The 19,595-nt window shown below is 70.0% G+C and carries 18 protein-coding genes; 7 read left to right on the top strand and 11 right to left on the bottom strand.

All coding sequences use genetic code 11. The annotated features are described in order from the left end of the window. Positions 1–4: 4 nt before the first annotated feature. Both AB0I04_RS13050 and AB0I04_RS13045 read right to left on the bottom strand, forming a co-directional pair. Entirely contained in the window at positions 5–748 is a 744-nt protein-coding gene (locus AB0I04_RS13050; protein WP_360883004.1) for an HAD family hydrolase, read from the bottom strand. A gap of 72 nt (positions 749–820) precedes the next feature. Then, on the bottom strand, positions 821–1,036 hold the full coding sequence (locus AB0I04_RS13045) for a V-type ATP synthase subunit F (protein WP_360883001.1): 216 nt from the start codon (positions 1,034–1,036) through the stop codon (positions 821–823). A 314-nt stretch (positions 1,037–1,350) separates the two neighbouring features. Between AB0I04_RS13045 and AB0I04_RS13040 the strand changes: the two genes are divergently transcribed. The 3 genes from AB0I04_RS13040 to AB0I04_RS13030 all read left to right on the top strand — a co-directional run bounded on the left by AB0I04_RS13040 (position 1,351) and on the right by AB0I04_RS13030 (position 3,303). Next, positions 1,351–2,040, top strand: coding sequence for a universal stress protein (locus AB0I04_RS13040; protein ID WP_360882998.1), 690 nt, complete (start codon positions 1,351–1,353; stop codon positions 2,038–2,040). A gap of 263 nt (positions 2,041–2,303) precedes the next feature. Continuing rightward, positions 2,304–3,068, top strand: a complete 765-nt coding sequence (locus AB0I04_RS13035) for a GAF domain-containing protein (RefSeq protein WP_360882995.1) — start codon at positions 2,304–2,306, stop codon at positions 3,066–3,068. 73 nt (positions 3,069–3,141) lie between these two features. Next, on the top strand, positions 3,142–3,303 hold the full coding sequence (locus AB0I04_RS13030) for a hypothetical protein (protein ID WP_360882992.1): 162 nt from the start codon (positions 3,142–3,144) through the stop codon (positions 3,301–3,303). Positions 3,304–3,457: 154 nt separating this feature from the next. On the opposite strand, the gene AB0I04_RS13025 is transcribed toward AB0I04_RS13030, so the two are convergent. Further along, positions 3,458–5,242, bottom strand: coding sequence for a thiamine pyrophosphate-requiring protein (locus AB0I04_RS13025; protein ID WP_360882989.1), 1,785 nt, complete (start codon positions 5,240–5,242; stop codon positions 3,458–3,460). Between the two features lie 80 nt (positions 5,243–5,322). Between AB0I04_RS13025 and AB0I04_RS13020 the strand changes: the two genes are divergently transcribed. Further along, positions 5,323–8,208, top strand: coding sequence for an FAD-linked oxidase C-terminal domain-containing protein (locus tag AB0I04_RS13020; RefSeq protein WP_360882986.1), 2,886 nt, complete (start codon positions 5,323–5,325; stop codon positions 8,206–8,208). Next, positions 8,205–9,275, top strand: a complete 1,071-nt coding sequence (locus AB0I04_RS13015) for an enolase C-terminal domain-like protein (RefSeq protein WP_360882983.1) — start codon at positions 8,205–8,207, stop codon at positions 9,273–9,275. Before AB0I04_RS13020 ends, AB0I04_RS13015 begins: the two co-directional genes overlap by 4 nt. 48 nt (positions 9,276–9,323) lie before the next feature. Here the strand turns inward: AB0I04_RS13015 and AB0I04_RS13010 are convergent, their stop codons facing one another. Then, positions 9,324–9,680 (bottom strand): hypothetical protein, encoded by a 357-nt coding sequence (locus AB0I04_RS13010; protein WP_360882980.1) that lies wholly within the window; start codon positions 9,678–9,680, stop codon positions 9,324–9,326. 378 nt (positions 9,681–10,058) lie between these two features. Here AB0I04_RS13010 and AB0I04_RS13005 point away from each other — a divergent pair, with 378 nt between their 5' ends. Further along, positions 10,059–10,970, top strand: coding sequence for a hypothetical protein (locus AB0I04_RS13005; RefSeq protein WP_360882977.1), 912 nt, complete (start codon positions 10,059–10,061; stop codon positions 10,968–10,970). 24 nt (positions 10,971–10,994) lie between these two features. On the opposite strand, the gene AB0I04_RS13000 is transcribed toward AB0I04_RS13005, so the two are convergent. From AB0I04_RS13000 to AB0I04_RS12985, 4 genes are all read right to left on the bottom strand, one after another. Beyond that, entirely contained in the window at positions 10,995–11,858 is an 864-nt protein-coding gene (locus AB0I04_RS13000; RefSeq protein ID WP_360882974.1) for a hypothetical protein, read from the bottom strand. Positions 11,859–12,184: 326 nt separating this feature from the next. Beyond that, positions 12,185–12,418 carry a hypothetical protein gene (locus AB0I04_RS12995; protein ID WP_360882971.1) on the bottom strand — a complete coding sequence of 78 codons (234 nt, stop codon included), beginning with the start codon at positions 12,416–12,418 and terminating at the stop codon, positions 12,185–12,187. Then, positions 12,397–12,753 (bottom strand): hypothetical protein, encoded by a 357-nt coding sequence (locus AB0I04_RS12990; protein ID WP_360882969.1) that lies wholly within the window; start codon positions 12,751–12,753, stop codon positions 12,397–12,399. The genes AB0I04_RS12995 and AB0I04_RS12990 overlap by 22 nt, the downstream gene beginning before the upstream one ends. Positions 12,754–13,059: 306 nt before the next feature. Then, positions 13,060–15,072: a S53 family peptidase gene (locus AB0I04_RS12985; RefSeq protein WP_360882967.1), complete on the bottom strand. Its 2,013-nt coding sequence runs from the start codon at positions 15,070–15,072 to the stop codon at positions 13,060–13,062. 202 nt (positions 15,073–15,274) lie between these two features. Between AB0I04_RS12985 and ctaD the strand changes: the two genes are divergently transcribed. Continuing rightward, entirely contained in the window at positions 15,275–16,951 is a 1,677-nt protein-coding gene (gene ctaD, locus AB0I04_RS12980; protein WP_360882963.1) for a cytochrome c oxidase subunit I, read from the top strand. 45 nt (positions 16,952–16,996) lie between these two features. Here the strand turns inward: ctaD and AB0I04_RS12975 are convergent, their stop codons facing one another. The 3 genes from AB0I04_RS12975 to AB0I04_RS12965 are packed head-to-tail and all read right to left on the bottom strand — an operon-like array spanning position 16,997 to position 19,484. Further along, positions 16,997–17,818 (bottom strand): SDR family oxidoreductase, encoded by an 822-nt coding sequence (locus AB0I04_RS12975; RefSeq protein ID WP_360882960.1) that lies wholly within the window; start codon positions 17,816–17,818, stop codon positions 16,997–16,999. Between the two features lie 22 nt (positions 17,819–17,840). Then, positions 17,841–18,836 (bottom strand): diiron oxygenase, encoded by a 996-nt coding sequence (locus tag AB0I04_RS12970; RefSeq protein WP_360882957.1) that lies wholly within the window; start codon positions 18,834–18,836, stop codon positions 17,841–17,843. Between the two features lie 12 nt (positions 18,837–18,848). After that, positions 18,849–19,484 (bottom strand): TetR/AcrR family transcriptional regulator, encoded by a 636-nt coding sequence (locus AB0I04_RS12965; RefSeq protein WP_360882956.1) that lies wholly within the window; start codon positions 19,482–19,484, stop codon positions 18,849–18,851. Between the last annotated feature and the right edge of the window lie 111 nt (positions 19,485–19,595).

Raw genomic sequence — 19,595 nt, 5'->3', positions numbered from 1 at the left:
CGCGTCAGGCGACGGGCTCCCCGATCCGGAGGTCGGACAGGTCGGTGATGACCCGGTCCGCTCCGTACTCGGGGAGGATCAACGAGCGCCCGCCCCGGTCCACGCCGACGACGAGGCCGAAGCCGCCACGCCGGGCGGCCTGGACCGCGGTGAGGCTCTCCTCGACGACGGCGGTCCGTGCGGGAGGGGTCCGCATCCGCCGTGCGGCCAGCCGGAACAGGCCGAGGTCCGACGAGGCCGGAAAGCCGCACCCGGATGCGTCCAGGCCGTCCAGGCGGACGTCGAACAGGCCCGCCAGGCCCGCTCTCCTGAGCAGCTCGGCGGCGTACCGGCTTGCGCACACGGCCGCCGTACGGAGGCCGCGCAGGCGCACCGCGTGGAGCACCGTGACGGTCGAGGCGAAGGCCTGGACCCCGCGCTGCCGGACGGCCGTGAGGAAGAGCTCCTCATGGCGCGCGGTCAGGCCGCGCAGGGCGTCGTAGCACAGGGGAATGTCACAGGTCGCCAGATACTGCCGTACGCCGTCCAGCGGGGTCCGGCCCTGCATGTGCCGCCGGTAGTCGGTGACCGCGTCGTAGTACCGGCACTGCGTCTCGTACACGGCGGCGTGCGAGCGCAGGAACGGGTCGAGGACGGCCTTCCAGGCCGAGGCCGACGCCTGCGAGGTGTCGACGACGACGCCGTCCACGCCGAAGATCACCGCCGCGATGTCCCCGCTGAGTACGCACTCGTGGGATGTGGTCCGCATGGGCGTTGCCTTTCTCGTGCTCTCCTTCCGCACGCTTCACGACCGCCCACCCGCGACGCGTGATCTGCATGATCATGGCGGCATCACGACGGTGAGCGGCCACGAGGACGTCTCACCGTCCAGGCTGCGGGCCGCCCGCGAGGTGAGGACGACGATGGCGACGTCGGTGCCCAGGGAGCGCCAGGCGGCGCGGACGGCCTCCGGCTCCTCGGCGGGCAGAACGATCGCTCCGGTGAGCCCGAAGCGCGTCACCTTGGTCCCTTCCCCGATGATCGCGATTTTGGCCATGTCATGCCTTTCTTTCTGGTCTTCCCTTAATCGCCGTGGTCACGCGCTTGGGAGAGGTAGGCCAAAACGGGGCGCATCCCCATGATCCGGATGTACAGGCGGCCGGGGGAGGGCCTCCCGGCTCCGGAAAAGGGGACGTTCGGCCCACATGGCCCGGCAAAAGTTGGAAAGGAAGTAATGGATCACGTACGGGCCCCTCGTCCCGTCTGGCGGCGCTCGCCCTCGCCTCGCCGATCCGGAGACTCCGAGGCCGATCGAGCGGCATGCGGGAGGAGCGGCATGGTCGCCGGGGGAACCGATCGCGGGGCACGGCGATGAGCGGCGCCGATGTCCCCGCGCAGGCGGGATCCGTCATCGCCTACGTCGACGGAACACCTTCCGGAGACGAGGCCGTGACCTGGGCGATCGAGGAGGCGGGCCGGCGGAACGCCGTCGTCCGGGTGCTGCCGCGGCGTGACCCGGACCGGCTGCTCGCCGAGACCGCCGACGCCGCCCTGATCGTCGTCGGCTCGACCGGATTCCTGGCCATGTCCGATCTGGCCGCCGGGTCGACCGCGATGGAGGTGGCCGTACGCGCGGACGTCCCCGTGGTCGTCGTCCGTCCCGGCCTGCCGGGCACCGCGTCCGGTCCGTCCGCCGGCCGTGTGGTCGTCGGCGTGGACGGCACCGGGCTGTCGGAGGCGGCGATCGGCTTCGCCGCGGCCGAGGCGGACGATCGCGGCTGCGGCCTCACCCTCGTCCATGCCATGGAGCGAGAAGAGCACCGGGGCGTGGCCGAGGCCATGCTCGCGCGGGTCGCGGCCGCACGGCGCGATGTCCGGACGGTCGCCCGGGTCGGAATGGCGAGCGTGGTGCTGATCGAGGAGTCCGCCGGCGCGGAGCTCCTCGCGGTCGGCTCGCGGGGCCGCGCCGGCCTGAGCGGCATGCTCCTCGGCTCCGTCAGCCAGGCCGTCGTCCACCGCGCGTACTGTCCGGTCGCCGTGGTCCGCGCGCCCGTCGACTGATCCCGCCGCCGTGAGCGCGCCCGGCCGCCGGTGGCTGCCGCACCGGCCTGCGGCGGTGCCCGGGCGTCGGGCGGCGCCCTGGTCGGCGCTGCGGTCCGCCGTGTCGTCGGTGTCCCTGGCCGCCTGTGGCCAAAGACCCTGGGGCGAACTCGGCGATATGACCGAAGTCATGACGTCTGGTCAAGCAAAACTTTCGAAGATCCCCTACGCTGCGGTGAGTGCGGCTTCCTCCCAGACGAGTTCGTCCTGTCCGTCGTATCTACTTGACCACGGCGGTCAGTGTCGCCTCCGTCGGCCTGGTCGCCCTGGCCGGTGCCGAGGCGGGCGAGGGCGGCAAGCTCAAACCCTTGTGGATCGTGCTCAGCATCGTGATGAGCGTGACGGGCGCCGCGGTGCCCGGGTACGAGCAGATCCGCAAGGAACGCCTGCGCAAGGAGGCCGAGCAGGCGGCGATCGAGGCCGCCGTCGAGATGCGGGTCACGCTGAACGACGCGCTCGACCCGATCGTCCGGCAGATCGGGCGCATCGCCACCGCCACGAACCGCCAGGAGCGGAGCAACCTGCGGGAGGCGACCGTCCCGATGATCCTGGACTCGGCGGCGCACCTCCTCGACGGCGAGCGCGTCCGCGCATGCTGGTTCCGCCTGGACGACGTGAAACCGCGCAGGCTGGTGCCGGCGCTTTACGCCGGGCGCGCGGACGAGCCCGTGACGATCTTCGAGGAGGGTACGGCCGTGGGCGACTCGGCCCTCGCGATGATCCGGCACAACCACCATGCCGTGGCGCTGGACGTGGAGACCGACCCGCCGCCGGGGTGGCACGGCTCGGCGCAGCACGGATATCGGTCCTTCATCGCGGTGCCGGTGGTCGCCGGACATCGGGCGTTCGGGATGCTGACGGTGGACGCGATCGACGTTGCCGGGGTCACCGAGGCGGAAGTGCCGTTCGTGCGCCTGCTGGCCGGCCTTCTCGCGGACGCGCTCGCCACCGGCGCCCCAGATGAGGGCCTCCTGCGGCTCGGCCGATAACACATTAGGTATTGATCCAAATTGACCTTTGCCGTGGGCCCACCGACACTTGCGCATAGGGAGGGAGTTGGCTATGGCTGACGACATCGTCGTGCAAGATTCCGACGATCGGTCGGAGCGCATGATCCGTGACCCCAAGCGTTACTTCGAGGAGGCTCGGCGCAAGGCCGAGCGAGAGGTGAAGCGCGAGGTCGAGGCGCGGCCGCACCGAAACGGCCGTGTAGAGCACGGCTGACGAACCGAGATGAGCGACGCGGGCCCCATCCGGGCCCGCGTCGGCATGTCTGTACCCCGCTGGGCCTCGGCGCGTCGCGCGTCGCGCTCCGGATCCATGGGTCTTCCCCCTCCTGTGACGGCGTGCTCCTCGAGCCGGGCGTCCGCCCGCGCGTTCAGCGGTGGATCAGCTCCGCCATCTTCGTCTTGATCCCCTTCCGTACGACGCCGACGCGGTCGGGATCGCCCTTGAGGATCGCCTCGGTCATGTCCTTGACCTGCGAGAACTCCGCGTGCGGCGGGATCGGCGGGATGTCCGGATCGCAGCGGATGTCGAGCACGACGGGCCAGCTCGAGCTCAGCGCGCGGTCCCAGGCGGGGCCGATGTCGTCGGGCTTCTCCACGTCGATCCCCTCCAGGCCGATCGACCGGGCGAATCCGGCGTACGAGATGTCGGGCAGCACCTGCGACTCCTCGAACTTCGGGGCGCCGCCCATCGCCCGCAGCTCCCAGGTGACCTGGTTCAGGTCGTTGTTGTGCAGGACGGCGACGATGAGCCGCTGGTCGCGCCACTGGTGGAAGTAGCGGCGGATGGTGATCAGCTCGGCCAGGCCGTTCATCTGCATGGCGCCGTCGCCGACGAGGGCGATGGCGGGCCGGTCGGGGTGGGCGTACTTCGCGCCGATGGCGTACGGCACGCCGGGGCCCATCGTGGCGAGCGTGCCGGACAGCGAACCACGGACGCCGGCGCGGAACTTCAGGTCGCGGGCGTACCAGTTCGCCGCCGAACCGGAGTCGGCGGACAGGATGGCGTTGTCGGGCAGCCGCTCGTTCAGCTCCCAGAAGATCCGCATCGGGTTGATCGGGTCGGCGTCGACCATGGCCTCGCGCTCGACCGTCTCCCACCAGCGCGCGACGTTCTTCTCGATCTTCTTGCGCCAGGCGCGATTCTTCTGCTTCTTCAGCTTCGGGATCAGTGCCCGCAGCGTCTCCGCCGCGTCGCCGACCAGGTTGACCTCGTTCGGGTAACGCATGCCGATGAGCTTGCCGTCCACGTCGATCTGCACCGCCCGCGCCTGGCCGAACTCGGGCAGGAACTGGGAGTACGGGAAGTTCGAGCCGACGATGAGCAGCGTGTCGCAGTCGCGCATCATCTCGTACGACGGCCGGGTGCCGAGCAGGCCGATCGCGCCGGTGACGTACGGCAGGGTGTCCGGCAGGACGTCCTTGCCGAGCAGGGCCTTGGCGACGCCCGCCCCGGTCAGCTCGGCGACCTGCTGTACCTCCGCGGCGGCGCCGCGCGCGCCCTGACCGACGAGGATCGCGACCTTCTCCCCGGCGTTGAGGACCTCCGCGGCGCGTTCGATCTCCGCGGGCGGCGCGACCGTGACGGGGGGCGTGTAGCCCGGGGCGCTCGACGGGACGTTCTTGAACGCGTGCGTCGGCGGCTCGTACGGCTCCTCCTGCAGGTCGGAGGGGATGATGATGGCGGTCGGCGCCCGCTCGTCCAGCGCGATCCGCATCGCGCGGTCGAGGAGGTTCGGCAGCTGCGCCGACACGGTCGCCATCTGCACGTACTCGCTGGCGACATCCTTGAACAGGGAGATCAGATCGACCTCCTGCTGGTAACTGCCGCCCATGGCGGAACGGGCGGTCTGCCCGACGATCGCCACCACCGGGACGTGGTCCAGCTTGGCGTCGTACAGGCCGTTCAGCAGGTGGATCGCGCCCGGCCCACTGGTCGCCGTGCACACCGCCGGCTTGCCACTGAACTTGGCGTACCCGACGGCCTCGAAAGCGGACATCTCCTCATGGCGGGCCTGCACGAACCGCGGTTTGTCGTCGGCCCGCCCGAGCGCCGCGATGAGGCCGTTGATCCCGTCACCCGGGTAGCCGAACAGGTATTCGACGCCCCACTCGCGGAGGCGTTCCAGCAGATAGTCGGCGACAGTGCGCGTCATCTCTCCTCCTCGTGTGCCTACCCAGGGTGCGGTTCCCGGCGCACGGGGTTGAAACCTGCCCGGGGGGTATCCGGGGTCGTATGAGCAGCCTTCAGCGAGATCTCGAGGCGCGGGTCGACGGGGAGGTCCGGTTCGACGCGGGTTCGCGCGCGGCGTACGCACACGACTCGTCCAACTACCGGCAGACGCCGATCGGGGTGGTGGTGCCCCACTGCGTCGAGGCCGCCGTCGAGGCGGTCCGGGTGTGCCGCGAACACGGGACGCCGCTGCTCTCGCGGGGCGGGGGGACGAGCCTGGCGGGGCAGTGCTGCAACGAAGGCGTGGTCATCGACTGGTCGAAGTACTGCGATCGGCTGGTCTGGCTGGACGAGAGCCGTCGGCGGGCGCTGGTGGAGCCGGGCGTCTGCCTGGACGACCTGAACGACCGCCTGAAGCCCCACGGCCTGCACGTCGGGCCGAAGCCATCCACCCACGACACCTGCACGATCGGCGGGATGGTCGGCAACAACTCGTGCGGCGCCTCGGCCCAGGCGTACGGCAAGATGGTCGACTCGGTGATCCGCCTGGAGGTGCTCACCTACGACGGCGTGCGGATGTGGGTCGGGGAGACCTCCGACGAGGAGTACGAGAAGATCCTCACCGAGGGCGGCCGCCGCGCGGAGATCTACCGGGCGATGCGTGAGCTGCGTGACGAGAACCTGGCCCTGATCCGCACCCGGTACCCCGACATCCCGCGCCGGGTGTCCGGCTACAACCTCGACTCGCTGCTCCCGGAGAGGGGCTTCAACGTGGCGCGGGCGCTCGTGGGCAGCGAGTCCACGCTGGTCACCGTGTTGCAGGCGGAGATCGAGCTGTTCCCGGTGGCGAAGTACCAGACGCTCGCCGTCATGGGGTATCCCGACATCTTCCGGGCGGGCGACGCGGTGCCCAGGGTCGCGAGCCACCGGCCGTTGGCGCTCGAGGGGCTGGACGAGACGCTGATCGACATCGCCCGCGCCGAGAACGCCGCGGGCAAGGAGGCCCTCGAGGGCCTGCCGGAGGGCTCGGGCTGGCTGATGGTCCGGTTCGGCGGCGACACGCGTGAGGAGGCCGACGCCAGAGCCGAGCAGATGATCAAGGACCTGCGGGGGAGCGAGCACGACCCTCACGTGGTCTTCATGGACGATCCCGCCGAGGAGGAGCGCCTGTGGAAGATCCGCGAGGCGGGCCTCGGCGCGACGGCGTACCCGCCGGGCCATCCCGACACCCATGAGGGCTGGGAGGACGCCGCCGTCCCGCCCGACCGCCTCGGCGACTACCTGCGCGACTTCCGGGCGCTGCTCACCGAGTTCGACTACGGGCAGGCCTCGCTGTACGGGCACTTCGGGCAGGGCTGCGTGCACACCCGCATCGCCTTCGATCTGGAGGACCCCGGCGGGGTCGGCAGGTACCGCCGGTTCGTCGAGCGGGCCGCCCGCCTGGTGGCCTCGTACGGCGGGTCGCTGTCCGGCGAGCACGGCGACGGTCAGTCCCGCGCCGAACTCCTGCCGATCATGTTCGGGCCCGAGATCGTCGAGCTGTTCGGCCGCTACAAGCGGATCTTCGACGCCGAGGACCGGATGAACCCGGGCAAGGTCGCCGCCCCGCCCGGCGGGCGCGTCCACCGTCTCGACGAGAACCTCGACCACCTCGACTACGACCCCGCCGAGCCCCGGACCCACTTCTCCTACCCGGATGACCATCACCGGTTCACCCATGCCGTGGCCCGCTGCGTCGGCATCGGCAAGTGCCGGTCCTCCTCGGGCGGCGTGATGTGCCCGAGCTACCGGGTCACCGGCGAGGAGGAGCACTCCACGCGCGGCCGCGCGCGCATCCTCATGGAGATGATGCGCGGTGACGTGATCACCGACGGCTGGCGGTCGCAGGAGGTGCACGACGCCCTCGATTTGTGCCTGGCGTGCAAGGGCTGCCGCGGCGAATGTCCCGTCAACGTGGACATGGCGACGTACAAGGCCGAGTTCCTGTCCCATCACTACCGGTGGCGGCCCCGGCCGCTCGCGCACTACTCGATGGGCTGGCTGCCGCTGTGGGCTCGGATGGCGTCGGCCGCGCCGCGCGCGGTGAACGCCCTGACGCACGCCAAGGGTCTGAACCGCGTGGTCAAGCGGGCCGGCGGCGTCGACCGCCACCGGGAGCTGCCCTCCTTCGCGTCCGAGCGCTTCATCGACTGGTTCGCCCGACGGGGATCGCAGGGGGACGGCGATCCGGTGGTGCTGTGGCCGGACACGTTCACGAACAACTTCCACCCGGACGCGGGCAAGGCCGCCGTACGGGTGCTGGAGGCGGCCGGGTTCCGCGTCGAGGTGCCGCCCGTCCCGCTGTGCTGCGGGCTGACCTGGATCTCCACCGGCCAGCTCGGCACGGCCGCCCGCGTGCTGCGGCGCACCGTCCGCGCCCTCGCGCCACGGCTCCGCCGCGGTGTGCCCGTCATCGGCCTGGAGCCCAGCTGCTCGGCCGTGTTCCGCTCCGACGCGCCCGAACTGCTGGCCGGGGAGCCGGTGTCGGAGGACGTCGAGCGGCTCGCGAAGCAGACGCACTCGCTGTCGGAGTTCCTCCTGGACCGGGCCTCCGGGTTCGTCACGGCGCCGCCGCACGGGACCGGGATCCACGCGATCGCCCAGCCGCACTGTCACCAGCACGCCATCTGGGGATTCGACGCCGACCGCGAGCTGATGAAGCGCGTCGGGATCGAGGCGGAGGTCCTCGACGAGGGCTGCTGCGGCCTCGCCGGCAACTTCGGCTTCGAACGCGGGCACCACGACGTGTCGGTCGACGTCGGCGAGCTCGGAGTGCTGCCCGCCGTACGGAACGCCGCGGACGACACCCGGATCCTCGCCGACGGCTTCTCCTGCCGGACCCAGATCGAGCATCGGACCCCGGCCCGGCCGGTCCACCTCGCCGAACTCCTGGCGGAGGTGCTCACGTGATCGGGCTCTCCGCGGCCGCGTACACGATCCCGACCGACGGCCCCGAGGCGGACGGCTCGCTCGAGTGGACGTCGACGACGATGGTCCTCGTCGAGGTGCGGGCCAATGGCCGTCACGGCATCGGCTGGACGTACGGCCCGACCGCGATCGCCGACGTGGTGACCTCGGAGCTGGCGCCGGTGGTGAGCGAGGACGTCCCCGCGTCGCACGAGGCGATGTGCCGGGCGGTCCGCAACGCCGGGCGGCCGGGGATCTGCTCGATGGCGATCTCCGCGGTCGACTGCGCGCTGTGGGACCTGCGGGCCCGGACGTTCGGGGTCCCGCTGCACCGGCTCCTCGGCGCCGTCCGCAGCGAGGTGCCGGTGTACGGCTCCGGCGGCTTCACGACCTATGACGCGGCCCGGACCCGGGAGCAGCTCGGGCGCTGGGCCGGCGATCTCGGCATCCCCCGCGTCAAGATCAAGATCGGTGAGGCGTGGGGGACCCGGGAGAGCCGCGACCTGCGGCGCCTCGAGCTCGCCCGCGAGATCATCGGCGGCGGCGTGGAGCTGTACGCCGACGCCAACGGCGCGTACTCCGCCAAACAGGCGATCCGCGTCGCCCGGCAGGCCGCCGACGTCGATCTGCGGTGGTTCGAGGAGCCCGTCTCCTCCGACGACCTGGCCGGTCTGCGGGAGGTCCGCGCGGCCGTCGAATGCGAGGTGGCGGCCGGGGAGTACGGCTATGACCTGCCGTACTTCGCCAGGATCATCGACGCCGTCGACTGCCCGCAGGCCGACGTCACCCGGGTCGGCGGCATCACCGAGTTCCTGCGCGTCGCCGGCCTGGCCCGCGCGCACGGCAGGGACCTGTCCGCGCACTGCGCCCCGCACCTGCACGCGGCCGCGATGGCCGCGATCCCGAACGCCCGCCACATCGAGTGGTTCCACGACCACATGCGGATCGAGTCGATGCTCTTCGACGGCGCGCTGTCGCCGAAGGGCGGCTCCATCCGCCCGCGCGACGACGCTCCCGGCCTCGGCCTGGAGTTCAAACGGGCCGACGCCGAGCGCTACCGCGTTCGCTGAGCCGGAGCCCGGTCACGGCAGGGCGACGACGCTTGAGCCGGTGCCCGGTCAGGTGGCGGACGGCAGGGCGACGACGGTGCGGATGCGCCGCGCCACCTCGTCGACCTCCTCCACCGGCAGGATCGGCTCGGAGTCGTGACCGCCGCGCTCGGCGTCGGTCCACACCCAGCACCACCACAACCGGCCCCCGCGGGACTCGATCGTGACGGACTGGCTGAGCGGCGCCGCCGGCTCGAAGAGGTGGGCGACGCCGTCGCCGAGGTCGGGCGCCGGTGCGTCGCCGCGCACCGACAGGGTCAGGGGCCCGGTGATCGTGGCGTGCAGCCCGAGCCCGCTCACCTCGTCGGCGAGCGTGCGGAGCGCGTGTTCGAGCGCTTCGCGGTGGGGAGTGGGGCGTGCGCCCATCGCTGTTCCCTTCCGGAATCGCCGGTCTTCGAACAGGCCGTCGACACCTGCTATTTCAGCTGGTCAATGAGCCTGTTTCGGCAAGTCCAGCCCTTTGTTGGAAATGATGCATGCTGATCGGTGAGGGCGGTAGCGGGCGAGTGCGATACGCACTACTCTCCGAATATGGACGGTCACGGCCTCCCTGAGGCACTTCGATCGATCATGGGCCGGCGCGGCTGGTCACAACTGGATCTGGCCCGCGAGCTGGGGGTATCTCAAAGCTGGGTGTCCCAGGCGTCGCGCGGGATTCGCGACCCGGGAATCGGACGAACGGAACGACTTCTGAGCCGCGTAGGTTGGGAGGTACGCATATCGCCCATTTCGGAGGACGATCCCGTGAGGCGCAGAGAGTTCGTCGCGACGGCAGCATCCATCACTTTCGTTCCCTCCCCGAAGGTCGGTCCCTATCAGGACCCGGGCTACGTACGGCACCTCGCCGAACGGCTCGCGCACGACCGGTACCAGCAGGGCGGCACCCCGGTCGTCGCCACGGCGTTGCGGCATCTGCGGAAGGTCGGCCCGGCGGTGGGCGGGTCCGATCGCGCGCTCCAGGAGGCGTCCTCCGACCTGGCCGGTGAGGCCGCGCGCGTCCTCTACGACTCACGGCGTTATCCGGCGGCCGAGCGGACCGGGGCGTTCGCCCTCGAACTGGCCCGCCGCTCCGGCAGCGTCCGTGCCCAGGCCGACGCGTACAGCACGCTCAGCCGCGTCAACATCGACCAGCGGCGCGGCGACCGCGGCGCGATGTACGCGCGGCGGGGCCTGCGGCTCGGCGACCTGCCGCCGGCGCGCGAGGCGTGGCTGCGGCTGCGCCTCGGCCGCTCGCTCGCCCTGCTGCCCGGGCGGGAACGCACGGCACGAGAGGTCCTCGACGAGGCCCTGACCGTCCACGGGCTGCCCGCGTACGAGACGGCCGACATGCTCGGAAACGTCGGGGTGGCGCTGCTCGGTATGCGCGAGTACGACGTCGCCCGCGCCACCATCGCCGAGGCCGTGCGCCTCAGCGCGCAGTGCTCCGCCCTCCTCGCCGTCGCCTACCAGGCGTGGGAGGTCGAAGCGGCGCTGCGGTCGGACGACGCGTCCCTGGCGGCCGTCCGGATGACCGCACTGGCCCGGATCGCCCCGCTCGTGTCGTCCGCGCGGGTCACCACCCACATCGAGAGCGTCTACCGGATGTCCGGCCGCTGGGCCGCAGTGCCGGAGATGCACGACGCCCGCGAGCAACTCCACTCCGTCATACGAGGGTAAGCCGAGGCCAGAGATTTCCAGTGGTCACGCGGCGGCGGCCGTGGTGCGGCGGAGAGCGTCGAGGTCGCCTCGCATGACGTCGGTGTACGGGATGGTGAAGTCCCCGTTCGGCATGGTGTTGGTGAAGCGTGCGCCGATCACACGGGCTGGGAGGTATGGCGCGGCGGGTCCGTGCCGGCCCGGGTGCCGCCCATGTCCGGCACGGCTGTCGTCGGCGGTGTAGGTGACCGGGACACCCCACGAGGTTGGGGGGTTGTCACGTCCGAGGATGACCCAGTGGTCGGTAGGGACGTGCGCGGTCAGATCGGGAACGCCTCCGGTGTGGCAGTCCAGCGCCGGTAGTACGAAGTGGCGGAGGCTGTGCGGTCGGTACCACATGAGCAGTGGGTTGGCTGATCTCGCCTCGGTGTTATCGAAACAGCACACGATGATCGCATGCCCGGGATAGCGAGCAGCGTAGAAGCCGAACAGTGGTGTGTTGGGCTGGATCCGTCGGTGTTCGGGCACTTGTTCCAGCGCTTGAGGGATCAGGGTGGGGTCGGTGGCCAGTACCACGGTGTAGATGTCATGGTCGAAGATCTGGACGGGCGGTGGTCCGCCGGCCATCGCAACGCAGCCCTCTGGCATCGGCCGCCAACCGCGGGTCGGGGGAGCGATGGCGTCGACCATGTCGCGCAGGACGCGCGGGCAGTGGCGGGTGTCGACGAAGTTCGCCGGGGTCATGCCGGTGGCGGGCACGTGCAGGAGCATCGCGTTCGGTCCGCTCGCCAGGTTGACAGCGGTGTTCTGATAGCCCAGCACATGGACCCGGCCGTGCTCGGGATGCCTGGTCTGACCGTGATACAGAATCGTGCCCGAGAACTGTGACGCCGCTGTCGACACGCACATCCGACACCCTCCCGAGGCTGAGATCACGTGGAACGATAGCGTCTGGCAGCCTGGACGCGCGAAGTCAGTGTCATAGGTCGATGAAGCAGGCGGCGCCGATGTTCTCGCCTGTACTCAATGCCATGCGCCGTCGGAGATGGTGACCGCTTGGAAGGAGCCGTCAATGAGGCGGCGCGACACTTCCTGCCATTCGCGGATGACTCTCCGTCGGCCGTCTGGGATCCCCGGCCAGCGGTCACGGGTGACCAGTTCTCCCGAGTATACCGGCTCCCACGATATGGCATAGAAAGGCCCGACTTCGGGAAGCAGGGTCCTGAGGGCATGGATTACCCGGCGGTACCGTTCGACAGCAATATCGACGGGCGCCATTTGTGCCATTGTGCGGTCTTGTTGCTTCTCAGGATGTCGTCGACATACGACCGTACGGCGATGAGCTCGTCGTATGCCTCGGCAGGAGGCATGGCGCAGACGGCCAGCGCATAGTGCTCGACGAGCTCCCCGAGGCTGTCCGCGACGGCGTCGAAATTACAGCCGTTGATCAGGTGAAGCGCCTCGAGCACACGCCGACCTCGATGCAGCCCGGCAACAGCGGCGACCCCGAGGAGAGCGCGCCGTCGCATGTCGTCCTCCCCGCTGGTGGTCGGGCGGCTGGATGGCGGAAACAGATCGTCTTCGGCCATATCGAACGCCACGCGTAGGCCGCCGTCCAGTCACGGGGGAAGTGTTCGCCTTTCTCCCAGCCGAGGATCTGCCGGACCAGCGAGGTCACGGGCGGATACGGCCGACCGGTGGCCTTCTGTAGCCGGCGGGCCATCTCGTGCTTGTTCCACGAACGCCGCTCTCGCTCCGCTTGTAACCGCGCCGCCCACGACGGCAGCGTCTGCTCACTGGCCACGTCCCCATCCTCCGGCTCGTCCCGACCATCCGGCGACACACAGTGTCGGGATGTTGCGCCCAGCATCGGTCCTCTCGCGGCGTCTCCGCAGCGGCTTCCCTCTGACGCCTGACGGGTGGCCGTGGTCGGGACGTGACCCACGGTGACTTTGCCGCTGTCATGGTCACGTTGCCACCGACCTTGACGGGGCGATGACCGGTTTTGACGGGCCTGCTACGTCAAAACCGACGTCAAAGCAGGTCCCGTGCAACGCGAAGGGGCCGGGCGCGTGAACGCACCCGGCCCCAAGCTGCCGACTGTGACCGGTTAGAACCGGTAGGACAGCAGGTACCTCGCCGTCGGGGTGCCGACGCCGGTGATGCTGTCGTAGCCGCGGACGGCCGGCAGCGCGTCACCCTTGGGGATGCCGTAGTTGCCGGTGGTGCGCAGGACGTAGACCAGCGGGCCCTTCTTGCCGTACGGGTCGGTGTAGTTGGTCCGTACGAAGGCCACCGGGTTCTTGCCGAGCGGGTGGTCGGTCACGTCGTGGTACAGGCCCTTGCCCGCCCGCAGGTAGATCGCCGGGTTGGCGAAGCCGAGCGGCGCGCCGCCCTGGCGCTGCTGCGCGAGCGCCTGCAGGCCGGCGATGGTCGGGCAGGCGAGGCTGGTGCCGCCGACGCGGCTCTCGGCGTAGCCGAACGTGCCGTCCGGCAGCTGCGCCCAGATCGGGTAGCGGATGCCCGTCGTCGAGTCGGCGACGGCCGAGATGTCCGGGATGACGCGCATCGGCTTGGCCGCCTTTGAACCGTCCGGCAGCGTCCGGCTCAGCGACGACGGCACGACCGCCCGCTGGTAGCCGGGCTGCGTGAACAGCTCGCTGGTGCCGCCGCCCGAGCCGCCGGCGTAGTCGGCCGGGTACTGGCCGGGAGGCGCCGGGTCCCACGTCTTGCCGTCCTTGGACAGGTTGTCGTTGCTCATGTTCCAACCGGTCTCGAACGCGTACCGGTTGTGGCCGTCCACGGCGAGGCTGGTGCCGCCGACCGCGGTCACCCATGGGTCGGAGGCCGGCATGTCCGTCTGGCGCTTCGTCGACCCGCTGTCGCCGTAGCGCGCCTGGCACGGCGTCTTGGGCACCTCGTAGCCGCAGTCACCGGTGGAGAAGTAGAAGCCGATGCCCTCGATCGCGCCCTGCTTGTAGATCGACTCTTCCGCCTGGATCATCGCCGGCGTGTAGTGCTCCGACAGGTCGCCCCAGGAGTTGCTGACGATGCCGGCCAGGTGATTGTCGACGATCTTGATGAGGGCGTCGTCGAGTCCGGTGTCGAGGCAGTTCTGCGCGCCGACGTAGACGACGTTGGCCTTGGGTGCCACCGCGTGCACGGCCGTGACGTCGAGCGCCTCCTCGCCGTACCACCCGGCCGCACCGCACGCGTCGGTGTTGTCGAAGGTGGCGGGCAGGGCCTCCTGGTACTGGCCCTTGGCGAACGGCCGCTCACCGTACTTCTTGGAGTAGATGTTCGAGACCTCGAGCATCTTCGGCGCGGCGTAGGCGTCGACGATGGCGACCGTCGCGCCCTTGCCGGTGAGCCCGCTCGCCGTGGCGCCGTACGCGCCGCGCAGCTGCTTGGGCAGCAGGCCGCACATCGCGCGCGACTGGTGCTTCCCGTAGGCCTTCGGCTGGGCCGTGGCCACCTTCTGCCCGTAGTACTGCGCGCACGGCTGGGCGACCCAGTAGTTCGGCTCGGGCGGGGGCAGCGTGTCGCCGTGGACCCGGACGTGCTTGGCGCTGTCCAGGCCGGTGATCGTGAGCACGGCCGAGGAGACCGAGGCGGGGACGGTCGCCTCACCGGAGGGCGCCCGGACGACCGCGCCCTCGGCGGCGTAGTTGCGGAAGTCGGTGCCGAACGCCTTCTTCGCCTGGGCGACCTGCCCCGTGACGTGGACGTAATGGCTGTTGACGGCGTCGACCTGCAGGTGCGAGGAGGTCAGCCAGGACTTCACGGAGTTCACCTGCTCGGCCGAGGGGCCGAAGCGGGCGTTGAAGTCGGCGGGGCTGAGGAACTTGCGGTACTGCGGGCTGCCTGGCGTGGAGACCGCCTGGGCGTAGGCGTCGAGGCCCTTGGGGTCCTTGCCGGCCAGCCAGATCCTCGCGTCGAGCCGCTGCTCGTCGCTGGTCTTGCCACGGTCGGCGGAGGCACGCGCCCAAGTGGGCTTGGTGCCGGCGACCGGTCTGCGGTCGTTCGCCTGCGCTGTGGTCGTGGCCGCCAGGCCCGCCGCGATGAGCGGCAGAGCCAGGGCCGCGGCCGTCAGCGCACGACGACGTCGTCCGTCTCGGGACATCCACCCGTCCTTTCGTGAGCGGCGGAATGATCGCCGCGTCGCGAGGATTTCGGTGGGGCTCCCGTGAATCAAGAGACGTTATGAAATAGATGCAAGAATCGGGAACCGAGGGCCACATGTGGACATGGAGCAGCGCTCTTGCGTGTCGCGTGACGAGGGCGAATAGTGGATTGCGGCGATGCCTCAGGGCAGGGGAGACCTCATGGTCCTACTCGGTCGTACGCCCCCGGCCGCGGCAGCGCGGTCTCGGCCCCGCACGAAGGGGCAACAAGTCGTCGCGTGGCTCACGTCGACCGATCACAAGGTGATCGGTCAGCTCTACCTGGCGACCTCGTTCGGCTTCTTCCTGGTCGCGGGTCTGATGGCCATGCTCATGCGCGCGGAGTTGGCCAAGCCGGGCCTGCAGTTCGTGAGCAGGGAGCAGTTCAACGTGCTGTTCACGATGCACGGGACGATCATGTTGCTGCTCTTCGCGACGCCGTTGTTCGCCGGCTTCGCGAACGTCATCATGCCGCTGCAGATCGGATCGCCGGACGTCGCGTTCCCGCGTATGAACATGTTGAGCTACTGGCTGTTCCTGCTCGGGGGGCTGATCGTGCTCGCCTCGGCGTTCGCCCCCAGCGGCGCGGCGAGCTTTGGCTGGACCGCGTACGCGCCGCTGAACAGCGTGGTCAGATCGCCCGGAATCGGCGGGGATCTATGGATCATGGGGCTGGTGCTGTCGGGCCTCGGCACCATCCTGACCGCGGTCAACTTCATCACGACGATCGTCGGAATGCGGGCGCCGGGCATGACGATGTTCCGGATGCCGATCTTCACGTGGAACGTCCTGTTCACCAGCGTCCTCGTCCTGATGGCCTTTCCGGTGCTGGCCGCGGCGCTGCTCGTCCTGGAGGCGGACCGTAAGCTCGGCGCACACGTGTTCGACGCCCAGTACGGCGGTGCCATGACCTGGCAGCACCTGTTCTGGTTCTTCGGACACCCCGAGGTGTACATCATCGCGCTGCCGTTCTTCGGGATCATCACCGAGGTGATCCCGGTGTTCAGCCGGAAACCGCTGTTCGGGTACATCGGCATGGTCGCCGCCACCATCGCGATCACCGGCCTGTCGATGGCCGTCTGGGCGCATCACATGTTCGCCACCGGCCAGGTGCTGCTGCCGTTCTTCTCCTTCATGTCGTTCCTGATCGCGATCCCGACCGGGGTGAAGTTCTTCAACTGGACGGGCACGATGTGGCGAGGACACCTGTCCTTCGAATCACCGATGCTGTGGGCCATCGGATTCCTCGTGACGTTCTTGTTCGGGGGGCTGACCGGCGTCATCCTCGCCTCACCGCCGCTGGACTTCCAGGTCACCGACTCGTACTTCGTGGTGGCGCACTTCCACTACGTGGTCTTCGGGACCGTCGTCTTCGCCATGTTCGCCGGGTTCTTCTTCTGGTGGCCGAAGATGACCGGGAAGATGCTCAACGACCGGCTCGGAAAGATCCAGTTCTGGATGCTGTTCATCGGCTTCCACACGACGTTCCTGGTCCAGCACTGGCTCGGGGCCGAGGGGATGCAGCGGCGGGTCGCCGACTACGCCCGGGAGTTCGCACCGCTGAACCTCGTCTCCAGCATCGGCGCGTTCCTGCTGGGGGCCTCCACGCTGGTGTTCTTCTGGAACGTGTTCATCACCGCGCGGAAGGCGCCGCGCGTCGGTGTCGACGATCCGTGGGGCTTCGGCAACTCCCTCGAGTGGGCGACCTCATGCCCGCCGCCGCGCCACAACTTCACCTCGATCCCGCGGATCCGCTCCGAGCGCCCCGCCTTCGACCTGCACTACCCGCGCCTGCCATCGCCACCTGCCGAGGAGCTCCCGGCCGGCGAGGAACGCTGACAGCGGCCTCCCGGACCCGGCGCCGGCCGCCTGGAACCGTACGCTTCAGCGGGCGAAGCCGCGCATGCGCCGTACGCTGAGGCCGGCGACGCGCACGGCGCCTCGGGGCCACAACCGGGCGGCCAGCCACGCCGCGCGGGACGAGGCGGGGGCCACGATGAGGGGGTCGTTGCGGTCGACGCCCCGCAGCACGTCCCGGGCCAGCTCCGGGGCGGTGTAGAGCCTGCGCTGCACGCGCTGCGCCGCCTGCCGGGCGTTCTTCGCGGCCTCGGTCTCCGGCAGGTCCGGGTTGGCGTTGTCGAGCAGGGGCGTGTCCACGAAGCCCGGGCAGATCACGCTGACCCGTACGCCCCGGCTCGCCGCCTCGGCGCGGAGCGCGAGGCTCATCCCGACGACCGCGTGTTTCGTGGCGGTGTAGGGCAGCATCAGCGGCGCGGGCACCAGGCCGGCCATCGACGCGGTGTTCACGATGTGCCCGTGCCCCTGCTCCAGCATGATCGGGTACGCCGCGTGCACGCCGTGGACGACGCCCCGCAGGTTGACGTCGATGGTGCGGTTCCAGTGGTCGAGGGTCAGCTCCTCGGTCAGCCCGCCGACCGCGATGCCGGCGTTGTTGAACACCAGGTCCAGGCGGCCGTGCTCCTCCCGGACCGACCGGTACAGCGCGGCGACCGCGTCCGCGTCCGTCACGTCGAGGGCGGCGGCCGCGACCTTCGCGTGCGCGGACAGCCGGTCCGCGACCTTCTTCGCGCCGTCGGCGTCGATGTCGGCCACGGTCACGGTGTCGCCGCGTGCCGCGAGTGCGGTCGCGATGGCCCGGCCGATGCCGGAGGCTCCGCCGGTGACGATGGCGATCCGGGAGGTCATGGATGGACTCCTCGTACGGGTCTCAGCGGGCCGCTCGGGCCCGGCGCGGTTTCGGGGTGTCCCAGAGGCCGACGACCTTCCACACCCGCGTGCTGACGCGGTTCAGCAGGCCGAGCTCGGCGGCGAGGTCGCGGACCTTGGCGACGCAGGCCTTCAGCTCCGCGGACCAGGCGTCCGTGCGGTACGCCTCGCGGACGACCTCCTTCGGGATGCCGAAGTACTTCACCATCGGGCCCGGGGGAGCGAGCATGATCCGCGCCATCCGGCCGAGGACCAGGGGCGTGGCCACGGCGAGCGCCCTGCGGCGGACGGGGTTCATCGCGGGCACGCGGTGGCGCAGATAGTGGCGGGCGAAGGAGATGTGCCGCGCCTCTTCGGCGATGTGGATCCGCATGATCGTGTCCTGCAACGGATGCAGCCCGTCGCCGTCCTTGATCGTCTTGCGCTGGACGTAGTCGATGGGGTCCTCGCCGCCCAGCACGAAGATGAAGAACAGCTCCGTCGAGATCCTGGGGACGTGCGGGAAGATCTGGGCGAGGAGGTCGAGGGCCTTGGGCATGCCGCGGATCGGCATCTCGGTCCGGTTGACGAACTCCTGGAACATCATCGCGTGCTGACATTCCTCGCTCGTCTCGTGCAGGACGTAGCGGAACTCCGGGGATCCGTTCGGCAGCCGGTAGGCGTAGCTCAGCAGCCCGCGCTTGAGCAGGTTCTCGAACTGCAGGCCGATCTTCATCATGGTGGCCACGCGCCACAGGCCGATCCGGGACTGCACGTCCGGGGGCTGCGAGCGGTACCACTCCGTACGGCCGAGCGGGTCGACGGGCGGCAGGATCCAGCGGGGGTCGTCGGGATCGAGCGCGAAGTCCGGGTCGGCCCAGGGGATGTCGGCGTAGGCGTCCCAGTGCTTGTCGACGGACGCCTTCGACAGGCGCTCGATCACACTGGTGTAGGCCGCGCGGTCGGAGACCTTCGCGCGGATCTCCTCGTCCAACGTCTTGCTCGGGGGATTGGGCATGACACTCCTCCCTTAGGGGATGAGCAGGCGGGCCAGGCTCTTGATCCGCGTGAGCACCGCCGCCTGGTGGCCGTTGGCGTCGTCGTCGAGGGAATTCTGCAGCGTCAGGCCGACGAACATGGCGAACACGGTCCGGATGAGCGTCCCCGCGGTCTCCTCGTCCACCGACTCCGGGAAGAGCCGCTGGAACTCCTCAAGGATGACCTGGATGATCCGCTCGTTGATGCCGATGCTCAGCTCGCGCAGCGTCTCGTCCGTGCGGGCCGCCATCGCCAGCTCCATGAGGGCCAGCGCGGGCGCCTGCCGGAAGATCTCCCACAGCAGGTCCAGTGCGCCCTCGACGTTGCGGCGCTCCGCCGGCAACGCGGCGAACGCCCGCTCGAACGCGATCCGCTGCCGCTCCAGCAGGTGCTCGAGCGCGGCCGCGACCAGCAGCATCTTCGTGGGGTAGTGGTGCTGCTGCGCGCCCCGCGAGACGCCGGCGCGGCGGGCCACCTCGGTCGTCGAGGTGCTCGACCAGCCCAGCTCGGCGAGGCACGCCACCGTCGCGTCGAGCAGGCGGGCCTGGGTCTCCGCACGCCGCTCCTCCTGCGTACGGGGAGCGCGGCGCGGCACCCGGCCGTGTCGTCGGCGGCTGGTCACTGACATGCCTCGACGGTAGACGCCGACAAACATGCAATCAAGCCTGCTTGTTTGTTGCCCCGGTCACACTATTGGATGGCACGTCCAAGGAGCCGGGCCCGATCTGGTGCCGTTCTC

Source organism: Actinoallomurus sp. NPDC050550, from assembly GCF_040655075.1.
Classification (GTDB): domain Bacteria; phylum Actinomycetota; class Actinomycetes; order Streptosporangiales; family Streptosporangiaceae; genus Actinoallomurus.
This window is presented reverse-complemented; position numbering and strand designations above follow the sequence as displayed.